This window comes from Pseudomonas sp. 22072 (assembly GCF_052046095.1).
Classification (GTDB): Bacteria; Pseudomonadota; Gammaproteobacteria; order Pseudomonadales; family Pseudomonadaceae; genus Aquipseudomonas; species Aquipseudomonas paracarnis.
Window position 1 is genome coordinate 14,890 of sequence record NZ_JBQEQE010000042.1, and the last position, 10,534, is coordinate 25,423.

At 61.6% G+C, this 10,534-nt stretch carries 13 protein-coding genes; all 13 read left to right on the forward strand.

Annotated features, from left to right (window positions below):
• Positions 1 to 89 precede the first annotated feature (89 nt).
• Complete coding sequence (locus ACTJLA_RS25495) at positions 90 to 395, forward strand: STAS domain-containing protein (RefSeq protein ID WP_034126788.1); 306 nt, start codon at positions 90 to 92, stop codon at positions 393 to 395.
• Entirely contained in the window at positions 392 to 2,110 is a 1,719-nt protein-coding gene (locus ACTJLA_RS25500; protein ID WP_314547160.1) for a fused response regulator/phosphatase, read from the forward strand. The genes ACTJLA_RS25495 and ACTJLA_RS25500 overlap by 4 nt, the downstream gene beginning before the upstream one ends.
• 30 nt (positions 2,111 to 2,140) lie before the next feature.
• Positions 2,141 to 2,488, forward strand: coding sequence for an Hpt domain-containing protein (locus ACTJLA_RS25505; protein ID WP_014719347.1), 348 nt, complete (start codon positions 2,141 to 2,143; stop codon positions 2,486 to 2,488).
• Between the two features lie 84 nt (positions 2,489 to 2,572).
• Positions 2,573 to 3,877 carry a flagellar hook-length control protein FliK gene (locus tag ACTJLA_RS25510; RefSeq protein ID WP_314547162.1) on the forward strand — a complete coding sequence of 435 codons (1,305 nt, stop codon included), beginning with the start codon at positions 2,573 to 2,575 and terminating at the stop codon, positions 3,875 to 3,877.
• 253 nt (positions 3,878 to 4,130) lie between these two features.
• Positions 4,131 to 4,631, forward strand: coding sequence for a flagellar basal body-associated protein FliL (gene fliL, locus ACTJLA_RS25515; RefSeq protein ID WP_019818373.1), 501 nt, complete (start codon positions 4,131 to 4,133; stop codon positions 4,629 to 4,631).
• Positions 4,632 to 4,640: 9 nt separating this feature from the next.
• Positions 4,641 to 5,609, forward strand: a complete 969-nt coding sequence (gene fliM / locus ACTJLA_RS25520; protein ID WP_014719344.1) for a flagellar motor switch protein FliM — start codon at positions 4,641 to 4,643, stop codon at positions 5,607 to 5,609.
• A 43-nt stretch (positions 5,610 to 5,652) separates the two neighbouring features.
• On the forward strand, positions 5,653 to 6,120 hold the full coding sequence (fliN, locus tag ACTJLA_RS25525) for a flagellar motor switch protein FliN (RefSeq protein ID WP_003192941.1): 468 nt from the start codon (positions 5,653 to 5,655) through the stop codon (positions 6,118 to 6,120).
• A gap of 1 nt (position 6,121) precedes the next feature.
• The gene (gene fliO / locus ACTJLA_RS25530; protein WP_034126791.1) at positions 6,122 to 6,556 is read left to right on the forward strand and encodes a flagellar biosynthetic protein FliO; all 435 of its coding nucleotides are present in this window, start codon (positions 6,122 to 6,124) and stop codon (positions 6,554 to 6,556) included.
• Positions 6,556 to 7,299, forward strand: a complete 744-nt coding sequence (fliP, locus tag ACTJLA_RS25535) for a flagellar type III secretion system pore protein FliP (RefSeq protein WP_003192937.1) — start codon at positions 6,556 to 6,558, stop codon at positions 7,297 to 7,299. The genes fliO and fliP overlap by 1 nt, the downstream gene beginning before the upstream one ends.
• A gap of 4 nt (positions 7,300 to 7,303) precedes the next feature.
• Entirely contained in the window at positions 7,304 to 7,573 is a 270-nt protein-coding gene (fliQ, locus tag ACTJLA_RS25540; RefSeq protein WP_003192936.1) for a flagellar biosynthesis protein FliQ, read from the forward strand.
• A 4-nt stretch (positions 7,574 to 7,577) separates the two neighbouring features.
• Positions 7,578 to 8,363, forward strand: coding sequence for a flagellar biosynthetic protein FliR (gene fliR / locus ACTJLA_RS25545; RefSeq protein WP_034126792.1), 786 nt, complete (start codon positions 7,578 to 7,580; stop codon positions 8,361 to 8,363).
• Between the two features lie 3 nt (positions 8,364 to 8,366).
• Positions 8,367 to 9,503 (forward strand): flagellar biosynthesis protein FlhB, encoded by a 1,137-nt coding sequence (flhB, locus tag ACTJLA_RS25550; protein ID WP_054920172.1) that lies wholly within the window; start codon positions 8,367 to 8,369, stop codon positions 9,501 to 9,503.
• Positions 9,504 to 10,182: 679 nt separating this feature from the next.
• Positions 10,183 to 10,386, forward strand: coding sequence for a cold-shock protein (locus ACTJLA_RS25555; protein ID WP_054920168.1), 204 nt, complete (start codon positions 10,183 to 10,185; stop codon positions 10,384 to 10,386).
• Positions 10,387 to 10,534: the final 148 nt, after the last annotated feature.

A 10,534-nucleotide genomic window follows, 5' to 3' on the forward strand; every position in this document is an offset into this window, starting at 1 on the left:
GCCAGCTCCCACAGTTGATTCACTGTGTTGCTCAGATGCTCTTCAACTGCTACACCTTGTGTCTAGTGCAATGACAAGGAAGCAGTCACATGTCAGTCGAGTCAGAAGTATCCCTGGACGGGAAGAAGTTGACGATCGCAATCAAGGGCCGGTTCGATTTCGGCAGCCACCAGGCGTTTCGGGAAGCCTACGAGCGTTTCTACAAGGTCCCCGAGACCTATATCGTCGACCTCAAGGATGCCACCTATATGGACAGTTCAGCCCTCGGCATGCTGCTGTTGCTACGGGATCACGCCGGCGGTGATGACGCCGAAGTCAGAGTGATCAACAGCAGCAACGACGTGCGCAAGATCCTCGCCATCTCCAACTTCGACAAACTGTTCGATATCAATTGAGCGCCCTGGCCCCTGTCCTGGAGGCGCTGACCATCCTGATCGCCGAAGACAGCGCCGCCGACCGCCTGTTGCTGGCGAGCATCATCCGCCGTCAGGGCCACCAGGTGCTGACTGTCAGCAACGGCTCCGAAGCGATTGAGGTGTTTGCCCGTGAGCGCCCGCAACTGGTGTTGATGGACGCGCTGATGCCGGTGATGGACGGCTTCGAAGCCGCACGGCAGATCAAGCAACTGGCGGGGGAGGCGCTGGTGCCGATCATCTTCCTCACGTCGCTGCGCGAAAGCGAAGCCCTGGCCCAGTGCCTGGACGCCGGCGGCGATGACTTTCTGCCCAAGCCCTATAACCCCTTGATCCTGGCAGCGAAGATCAACGCCATGGACCGCCTGCGCCGCCTGCAAGCCACGGTTTTGCAACAGCGTGACCTGATCGCCAGGCACCACGAACACCTGCTGCATGAACAGCGGGCGGCCAAGGCGGTGTTCGACAAGGTCGCCCATTCCGGTTGCATCAACGCCGCGCCGAATATCCGCTATCTGCAATCGCCTTATGCGTTGTTCAATGGCGACTTGTTGCTGGCGGCTTACACGCCATCGGGTGACATGCATGTGTTGCTGGGTGATTTCACCGGCCATGGCTTGCCGGCCGCTATCGGTGCCATGCCCCTGGCCGAGGTGTTCTACGGCATGACCGCCAAGGGCTACGGCCTCACGCAGACCCTGCGGGAAATGAACGCCAAGCTCAAGCGCATCCTGCCGGTAGACATGTTCTGCTGTGCCACCTTGCTGTGCCTGAGCGCCCAGCGGCGTGCGGTGGAGGTGTGGAACGGCGGCATGCCCGAAGGCTACGTGCATGAAGTCGCCACGGGCAGGCGCACGCCATTGATGTCGCGGCACCTGCCGTTGGGGGTGTTGTCGGCAGAGGCGTTCGATGACAGCACCGAGGTCTGGCCCATGGCGTTGGGCGACCGGGTATTCCTGCTCTCCGACGGCGTGCTGGACACCGCTGACGCCAACGATCAACTGTTCGGTGCCGAGCGCTTGCAGCAGGTGTTCGCCGCCAACCGCGAGCCCGACCGCCTGTTCGAGGACATTGAGCAGGCCCTGGCGGCCTTTCGCGGCCAGGCGCGCGATGACGTCAGCATGGTCGAGATCACGTTGCAGGCGGGCCAACCCTTGCGGGCGGCAGAACCGATGTATGCCGACAGCGGCCAGTCATGCCCGCTGGATTGGTCGGTGAGTTTCGAATTCCGCGCCCAGACGCTCAGGACCTACAACCCGCTGCCGTACCTGCTGCAACTGCTGTTGGAGATCCATGGCCTGCGTGCGCAGAGCGGGGCCCTTTACAGTGTGATGGCCGAGTTGTATTCCAACGCGCTGGAGCATGGCGTGCTGGGCCTGGACTCACGCCTCAAGCGCGATGCCCAAGGGTTTGCGCAGTATTATCGCCAGCGCCATGAGCGCCTGGCGCAGTTGGACAGCGGCTATGTGCGCGTGCATATGCAGGTGGTGCCCACCGACAAGGGCGGCAAACTGACCTTGCGCCTCGAAGACAGCGGGCAGGGTTTTGATGTGGAGCAAGAGCTGGCGCGCCCCGTGGACATCGACCGTCTGTCTGGTCGGGGACTGAGCCTGGTGCGTCAACTGAGCAGCGCTGTAGGCTGGTCCGATGGCGGGCGCACTGTCTGCGTGGAGTTTTGTTGGGCGGCTCTGGCATAATCCGCCGATTCTTGATCAAGGAGCGAGCAAGTGGCTGAGATTCATATGGACCCCGAGGTGTTGTCGGGTTTGCAGGAAGTCATGGAAAGCGAATACCCCACGCTGCTGGACACCTTTCTGCATGATTCTGAAGAGCGCGTGCAAGCGCTGCGCAAGGCGCGGGACGACGCCAAGACGTTGGGGCGCATCGCACACAGCTTCAAGGGCAGTAGTGGCAACTTGGGGGCGCTGCGGTTGGCAACGTTGTGTGAGCGGTTGGAGACCGAGTCCTTCAAGTCTGCTTCCGACTTGGGGGCGTTGGTGGATCAGATTGATCGTGAGTTTGCGCTGGTTCGGCCGCTTTATGAGCATGAACGGGAGCGGTTTTCTGGGGTTTGATATTTTATCGGCCTGACTTGGCCCGACTCTTGCTCTACCTCCACAGACTGCATTCCCGACCCCATGCAGTGGAGACCCTTACTTATGCCAGTCGCTCCCAATTCGCTTCTTCAGGCTGCCGCTGCGGCCAAGCCTCAAGCGCCGGCCGCCACGCCTGCCGTAGCGCCTGCGGCTCCGCGGGACAAGGGCGCTGGCTTCGCTCAAGTGTTTGCCAAGCAAGCTGCCAAGCCGCAGGCCAAGAGCGACGACGCGCCAGCCAAACCGGTGCGCGACAAGGCTTCTGATGCCAGCGCCAAACCGGCCGCCGGCGACGATAAACCTGCCGCCAGCGCGCCAGCGGTTGCCGATAGCGGCAATCCCTTGCCTGCCAAGCCGGCCAAGAGCGACGACCACGCTGACAGTGAAGGCGAGCCACCTGCCGACCCGTCCCTGGCACTGCAACCGGTTGCCGACCCGGCTCTGGTTGCTACCGTGACGCCTGTGGCGGTGCCTGTGCCGGTACAAGCGCCTGCCGTCACGGCCGCAGATGACAACGCCCAGCCGCTCATTGCGGTAACCGAGGAGCCCAAGCAGCCAACCTTCGACCCTGAGGCCGACCCGCTGGATTCGATGCCGGCCGTGCGCCTGGCGATGGAGCAGGGCGGTCATGTCTCGGCCAGCAGCCAGGCGCCGCAGAAAGGCGCGCCCGCCACCCAGGACCAGCCGACCGCCGCGCAGAGCTTTGCCGCCGGCCTGGCCAACATGGTCGACCAGCAAGCCACCAAGGACAGCACCGACCAGGGGGGCGACAAGGCCTTCGGCGCGCTGATCGATGACGGCCTCAAGGACCTCAAGAACGCCAGCAGCGACACCCGTGTGGATGACTTCGCCAACCGCCTGGCGGCGCTGACCCAGGCGGCCACGCCGAAAACCGCGAATGCCTTGCCGCCCGTCCCCAATGCGCCCCTGGCCATGCACCAGAGCGGCTGGACCGAGGAGGTGGTCAACCGCGTAATGTACCTGTCCAGCGCCAACCTCAAGTCGGCCGAGATCCAGTTGCAGCCTGCTGAGCTGGGGCGCCTGGACATCAAGGTCAACATGACGGCGGACCAGCAGGCCCAGGTCAACTTCATGAGCGGCCATGCGGTGGTGCGTGAAGCGCTGGAAAGCCAGTCTGGCCGTTTGCGCGAGATGTTTGCCCAGCAGGGCATGGGGCAGGTGGATGTGAATGTCTCCGACCAGTCGCGGGGCCAGGACCAGCAGCAACAGCAGAGCCAGGCGCGAGGCGTCAGTAGCAGCGGCAGGCGCGCTGACAGCGGCGACGCCGGTGGCCCTGTGGATGTGGCCGAAGTGGCAGCGCCCGTGAGCCAGAGCGTGATCGGCTCCAGCGCCGTCGACTACTACGCCTGACTTCCTGCTCAAACCCGGTCAGTGGCTGATCGTTCCCACGCTCTGCGTGGGAATGCCGCCCCGGACGCTCCGCGTCCCGAAGTCGGCGATGTTTTCGACCATTGCACACGGTGACGCGAAGCGTCACAAGATGCATTCCCACGCAGAGCGTGGGAACGATCATCTTCCTGCGCCTGCCAGACAACTCTGGCATAACACTTGCTCTTGCCTTGCCATAGATCTACGAATCCCCGAATAGTGACGGATTATTGGCATGGCGAAGAGCGACGACGCAGCAACTCCCCCCGCAGGCAAAGGCAAGCTCAAGCTGATCCTGTTGATTGTGCTGGGCCTGCTCCTGGCGATCGGTGCCTCGGTGGGCGGCACCTGGTACATCATGCACAGCAGTGCGAGTAAACCGGCGCCCACCGCCGAAACTGCCACGAACGTCAAGCAACCGGCAATCTTCGAGCAGATGCTTCCGGCCTTTGTCGCCAACTACAACCAGAATGGTCGTCAACGCTACCTGCAGGTGAGCATCACCTTGTTGGCGCGCAACCAGGCGGACCTGGATGCCCTCAAGGTGCATATGCCGGTGATCCGCAACAACCTGGTGATGCTGTTCTCCGGGCAGAGCTTCGACAGCCTGGCCACGCCAGTCGGCCAGGAAATGTTGCGCCAGAAGGTCACTGCCAGCGTGCAGGAAGTGGCCCAGAAAGAACTCGGCAAAGTCGTGGTCGAGCAGGCGCTCTTCACTAACTTCGTATTGCAGTAGGATCACGACATGGCCGTGCAAGACCTGCTGTCCCAGGATGAAATCGACGCGCTGTTGCATGGCGTGGACGATGGTCTGGTACAGACCGAAATGGCTGCCGAACCCGGCAGCGTCAAAAGTTATGACCTGACCAGCCAGGATCGCATCGTGCGGGGACGCATGCCGACCCTGGAGATGATCAACGAACGCTTTGCCCGCTACACCCGCATCAGCATGTTCAACATGCTGCGCCGCTCGGCGGACGTGGCCGTGGGCGGCGTGCAGGTGATGAAGTTCGGTGAGTACGTGCACTCGCTGTACGTGCCCACCAGCCTCAACCTGGTCAAGATCAAGCCGTTGCGCGGTACCGCGCTGTTCATCCTCGACGCCAAGCTGGTGTTCAAGCTGGTGGACAACTTCTTCGGTGGCGACGGCCGTCACGCCAAGATCGAAGGGCGTGAATTCACCCCTACCGAACTGCGGGTGGTGCGCATGGTGCTGGAGCAGGCCTTCATCGACTTGAAGGAAGCCTGGCAGGCGATCATGGAGGTCAATTTCGAGTACATCAACTCGGAAGTGAACCCGGCCATGGCCAACATCGTCGGCCCCAGCGAGGCCATTGTGGTGTCGACCTTCCACATCGAACTCGATGGCGGTGGCGGCGACCTGCACGTGACCATGCCTTACTCGATGATCGAACCGGTGCGCGAAATGCTCGACGCCGGCTTCCAGTCCGACCTCGACGACCAGGACGAACGCTGGGTCAAGGCCCTGCGCGAAGACCTGCTGGACGTCGACGTGCCGCTGAGCGCCACCGTGGCCCGCCGCCAGTTGCGCCTGCGCGATATTTTGCACATGGCGCCTGGGGACATCATCCCCGTCGACTTGCCGGAAGAGCTGATCATGCGCGCCAACGGCGTGCCGTCGTTCAAGGTCAAGCTCGGTTCCCACAAGGGCAACCTGGCGCTGCAAGTGGTTGAGCCGATCAACCGCCGCTGATTCAACCCCAATTCATGATTGTTTGCTGCGCCGAGGACATGTAATGGCTACCGAACACGAAAACACTTCCGCCGAAGACCAGGCCCTGGCTGACGAGTGGGCTGCGGCCCTGGAAGAAACCGGCGATGTTGGCCAGGACGACATCGACGCGCTGCTGGCCGCCGACGCCGCCACCGCGCCGGCCGGCAACCGCCTGGCCATGGAAGAATTCGGCAGCGTGCCGAAGAACAACGACCCGGTGAGCCTCGATGGCCCGAACCTGGATGTGATCCTCGACATCCCGGTGTCGATTTCCATGGAAGTGGGCAGCACCGAAATCAACATCCGCAACCTCTTGCAGCTCAACCAGGGCTCGGTGATCGAACTGGACCGCCTGGCCGGCGAGCCATTGGACGTGCTGGTCAACGGCACCCTGATTGCCCATGGCGAGGTGGTGGTGGTCAACGAGAAGTTCGGCATCCGCCTGACCGACGTGATCAGCCCGAGCGAACGCATCAAGAAGTTGCGCTGAGATGAAGTACTCGATGGCGGGACTGTTGCTGGCGCTGCCATTGAGCGCCTTGGCGGCTGAGCCGGTGGCGCAGGTGGCTGCGGCGCCAGCGGTCGGCAGCGTCGGCGGGCAGTTGACGCAACTGGTGCTGGGCCTGTTGCTGGTGATCGGCCTGATCTTCCTGCTGGCCTGGTTGATGCGCCGCGTGCAGCGCATCGGCCCGGGCAACGGCCAAGTGATAGAGCTGGTGGGCTCGCGCGCCCTCGGCCCGCGTGATCGGCTGGTGCTGGTGCAGGTGGGCGAAGAGCAGATCCTGCTCGGCATCACCCCCGGCCGCATCACCCCGCTGCATGTACTCAAGACCCCGGTGGACGCGGTCAAGACCGAAGCCGCCACGCCAGAATTCGCCCAGCGCCTGATGGAGTTGCTGGGCAAGGATCAGAAGGATAAGAAGTAATGCGCGTTTTGTTGACGCTCATGCTGTTGCTGGCCGCGCCGATGGCCCTGGGCGCCGACCCGTTGTCGATCCCGGCGATCACCTTGGGCACCAACGCGGCGGGCGCCCAGGAATATTCGGTCAGCCTGCAGATCCTGCTGATCATGACGGCGCTGAGTTTCATCCCAGCGTTCGTCATGCTGATGACCAGCTTTACGCGGATCATCATCGTCTTCTCGATCCTGCGCCAGGCCCTGGGCCTGCAGCAGACGCCGTCGAACCAGATCCTCACCGGCATGGCACTGTTTTTGACACTGTTCATCATGGCGCCGGTGTTCGACAAGGTGAACCAGCAAGCCCTGCAACCTTATCTGGCGGAAAAGCTCACAGCCCAGGATGCCATCGACAAGGCCCAGGGCCCGATCAAGGACTTCATGTTGTCGCAAACCCGCTCCAGCGACCTTGAGCTGTTCATGCGCCTGTCCAAGCGCACCGACATCGCCACCCCGGACCAGGCGCCGCTGACCATCCTGGTACCCGCGTTCGTCACCTCCGAATTGAAGACCGCGTTCCAGATCGGTTTCATGATCTTCATCCCGTTCCTGATCATCGACTTGGTGGTAGCGAGCGTGTTGATGGCCATGGGTATGATGATGCTGTCGCCGCTGATCATCTCGTTGCCGTTCAAGATCATGCTGTTTGTGCTGGTGGACGGTTGGGCGCTGATTATTGGCACCCTGGCCGGCAGTTTCGGAGGGGTATAGCGCTATGACGCCAGAAGTCGCCGTCGACCTGTTCCGTGAAGCGCTGTGGCTGACCACCCTGATGGTCGCCGTGCTGGTGGTGCCGAGCCTGTTGGTGGGCCTGCTGGTGGCGATGTTCCAGGCCGCCACCCAGATCAACGAACAAACCCTGAGCTTCCTGCCGCGCCTGCTGGTGATGCTGGTGACCCTGATTGTCGCCGGCCCGTGGTTGGTGCAAACCTTCATGGAATACATCCTGCAGTTGTACGGCAGTATTCCGCAGTTGATCGGCTGAGCCGATGCAATCCTTGCTGGCCTTGACCGACACCCAGATCAGTACCTGGGTAGCCTCGTTCATCCTGCCGCTGTTTCGCGTCACGGCGATGCTGATGGCCATGCCGGTGTTCGGCACCACCCTGGTTCCGCGTCGTGTGCGCCTGTATTTCGCGGTGGCGATCACCGTGGTAATCGTGCCTGGCCTACCGCCGATGCCGCCGGTGAACGCTCTCGACCTGAGCGCCTTGCTGCTGATTGCCGAACAGATTCTGATCGGTGCCATGCTGGGGTTTTCCCTCATGCTGTTCTTCCAGGCTTTTGTGATCGCCGGGCAAATCATCTCGATCCAGATGGGCATGGGCTTCGCGTCCATGGTCGACCCCACCAACGGCGTGTCGGCGGCGGTGATCGGGCAGTTCCTGACCATGCTGGTGACCTTGCTGTTTCTGGCCATGAACGGTCATCTGGTGGCGTTCGAAGTCTTGACCGAAAGCTTCACCACCTTGCCGGTGGGCTCGGGGTTGGTGGTCAACCATTTCTGGGAGCTGGTGGGGCGCCTCGGCTGGGTACTGGGGGCTTCGCTGTTGCTGGTGCTGCCGGCGATCACTGCGCTGCTGGTGGTCAATATCGCCTTCGGCGTGATGACCCGTGCGGCGCCGCAACTGAATATCTTCTCGATTGGTTTCCCGCTGACCCTGGTGTTGGGTATGGGGATTTTCTGGGTCGGCCTGGCTGACATTCTCAATCAGTATCAACCGCTGGCCACCGATGCCTTGCAGTTCTTACGTGACCTGGCACGGGCGCGCTGAGCCATGGCCGAGAGCGAGAGTGGTCAGGACAAAACAGAAGACCCCACGGAGAAACGTAAAAAGGACTCCAGGGAAAAGGGCGAGATCGCGCGCTCCAAAGAGCTCAACACCTTCGCCACCATGATCGCCGGCGCCGGTGCCTTGCTGATCTACGGCGGTGGCCTGGCGCTGGACCTGCTGGAGATGATGAAGCACAACTTCAGCTTGCCGCGCGAAGTGTTGCTCAACCCCGATGCCATGGGCCAGTACCTGCTGCACTCGGGCAAAATCGCGCTGCTGGCGGTGCAGCCGATCCTGATCACCTTGTTGCTGGCCGCGCTGATCGGCCCGGTGGCCCTCGGCGGTTGGCTGTTTGCCGCGGGCAGCATGGCGCCCAAGTTCAGCCGCATGAACCCGGGGGCGGGGCTCAAGCGCATGTTTTCCGCCAAGGCCCTGGTGGAATTGCTCAAGGCCCTGGCCAAGTTTTTCCTGATTCTGTTCGTGGCGCTGGCGGTGTTGTCGTCCGACATCGACGATTTGCTGCGCATTGCCCATGAGCCGCTGGAATCAGCGATCATCCACAGCGTGCAAGTGGTGGGCTGGAGTGCGCTGTGGATGGCGGCCGGGCTGATCCTCATCGCCGCCGTGGATGCGCCGATCCAGTTGTGGGAAAGCCACAAGAAACTGCTGATGACCAAGCAGGAAGTGCGCGACGAGCACAAGGACCAGGAAGGCCGCCCCGAGGTCAAGCAACGCATCCGCCAACTGCAGCGGGAAATGTCCCAGCGCAAGATGATGGCCTCGGTGCCCGACGCCGATGTGGTCATCACCAACCCGACTCACTACGCCGTAGCGCTTAAGTACGACCCGGAGAAGGGCGGCGCACCGATGCTGCTGGCCAAGGGCAGTGATTTTACCGCGTTGAAAATCCGCGAAATCGCGGTGGCCAACGACATTCTGTTATTGGAGTCGCCAGCATTGGCGCGCTCGATTTTCTACTCCACCGATCTGGACCAGGAAATCCCCGCCGGCTTGTACCTGGCCGTTGCACAGGTACTGGCCTACGTTTACCAAATCCGTCAATACCGCGCCGGCAAGGGCAAGCGGCCTGATCCGCTCAAGGATTTGCCGATCCCGCCGGACCTGCGTCGCGATTCTTGAACGCTCCTACAGTGGTGTGCTGTTTACCTGTCAACTTTGACAGTAGCCATTACGCCGCCTTCACTGTTTGATACAGCGATGAGGCGTGCAGCTCTGCACGACTCGGGAGGCGGTGATGGATAGGGGTACGGTCAGGTGGTTTGATGCGGTCAAAGGCATCGGCTTTATTGCCCGGGATCGCGATGGCAACGAGGTTGCCGTCCAGTCGACAGGCGCTCAACACGGTAACGTTCCTCCCACCCCTCCCAAACCGCGAAAACCCCGCAAGCGCAAGAAACCCTCGGATGCATGAATCTTCTGCTGTTCCGCCGCTACCACCCATCGGTAGCTCACGTCTACCTGTCAACTCTGACAGTAGCCAAAGGATGCTTCCCGTTGTTTTATGACTGAACCAAGCACTGCGCGTATGTAGTAAACGAGATGCAGGGAGAGCGGGATTGAAGGTGGCTACAGGGACTGTCAAATCCTATGACCGGGTCAGGGGCGATTGGCTGATCGAATTGGATGATGAGGCAGAAGAGGTATTTATCAATCGCAAGGATTGGCGTTGCACAGCGCTGTCGGTGGGTAAGCAACTGAGGTTTCAAATGGTCCATCGGCCCAAGGGCATCTATGCGTTGCCCGTCAGGGGGCATCACCGGGGTTGGTTGGGGTCTGAGTGAGGGTAAGGAGAGCAAAAATGGCAACGGGTACTGTGAAATGGTTTAACGCGGAGAAGGGGTTTGGCTTTATTGCCCCGGAGGATGGGGGGGATGACGTTTTCGTCCATTACTCGGCAATCCAGTCGCAGGGGCAAAAAAACCTGGATGAAAACCAAAAAGTAGAATTTGACATCACGCAAGGACCAAAGGGCCCCCAGGCTGAGAATGTGCGGCCAGTTTAAAAACTGGATCACAGGTGGGTGCTGGCTTGATCGTTCCCACGCTCCCGCGTGGGAACGCATCGCGTGATGCTCTGCGTCACCCTTGCAGAGTGCTCAAGTCGTGCGCCTGGCTCGGGACGCGGAGCGTCCCAGGCGGCATTCCCACGCA

Excerpts from the sequence above, each read along its gene's own strand:
- ACTJLA_RS25495 (WP_034126788.1), top strand. The coding sequence starts at position 90 with ATGTCAGTCGAGTCAGAAGTATCCCTGGACGGGAAGAAGTTGACGATC.
- ACTJLA_RS25510 (WP_314547162.1), top strand. The coding sequence starts at position 2,573 with ATGCCAGTCGCTCCCAATTCGCTTCTTCAGGCTGCCGCTGCGGCCAAG.
- fliL (WP_019818373.1), top strand. The coding sequence starts at position 4,131 with ATGGCGAAGAGCGACGACGCAGCAACTCCCCCCGCAGGCAAAGGCAAG.
- fliM (WP_014719344.1), top strand. The coding sequence starts at position 4,641 with ATGGCCGTGCAAGACCTGCTGTCCCAGGATGAAATCGACGCGCTGTTG.
- fliN (WP_003192941.1), top strand. The coding sequence starts at position 5,653 with ATGGCTACCGAACACGAAAACACTTCCGCCGAAGACCAGGCCCTGGCT.
- fliO (WP_034126791.1), top strand. The coding sequence starts at position 6,122 with ATGAAGTACTCGATGGCGGGACTGTTGCTGGCGCTGCCATTGAGCGCC.
- fliP (WP_003192937.1), top strand. The coding sequence starts at position 6,556 with ATGCGCGTTTTGTTGACGCTCATGCTGTTGCTGGCCGCGCCGATGGCC.
- fliQ (WP_003192936.1), top strand. The coding sequence starts at position 7,304 with ATGACGCCAGAAGTCGCCGTCGACCTGTTCCGTGAAGCGCTGTGGCTG.
- fliR (WP_034126792.1), top strand. The coding sequence starts at position 7,578 with ATGCAATCCTTGCTGGCCTTGACCGACACCCAGATCAGTACCTGGGTA.
- flhB (WP_054920172.1), top strand. The coding sequence starts at position 8,367 with ATGGCCGAGAGCGAGAGTGGTCAGGACAAAACAGAAGACCCCACGGAG.
- ACTJLA_RS25555 (WP_054920168.1), top strand. The coding sequence starts at position 10,183 with ATGGCAACGGGTACTGTGAAATGGTTTAACGCGGAGAAGGGGTTTGGC.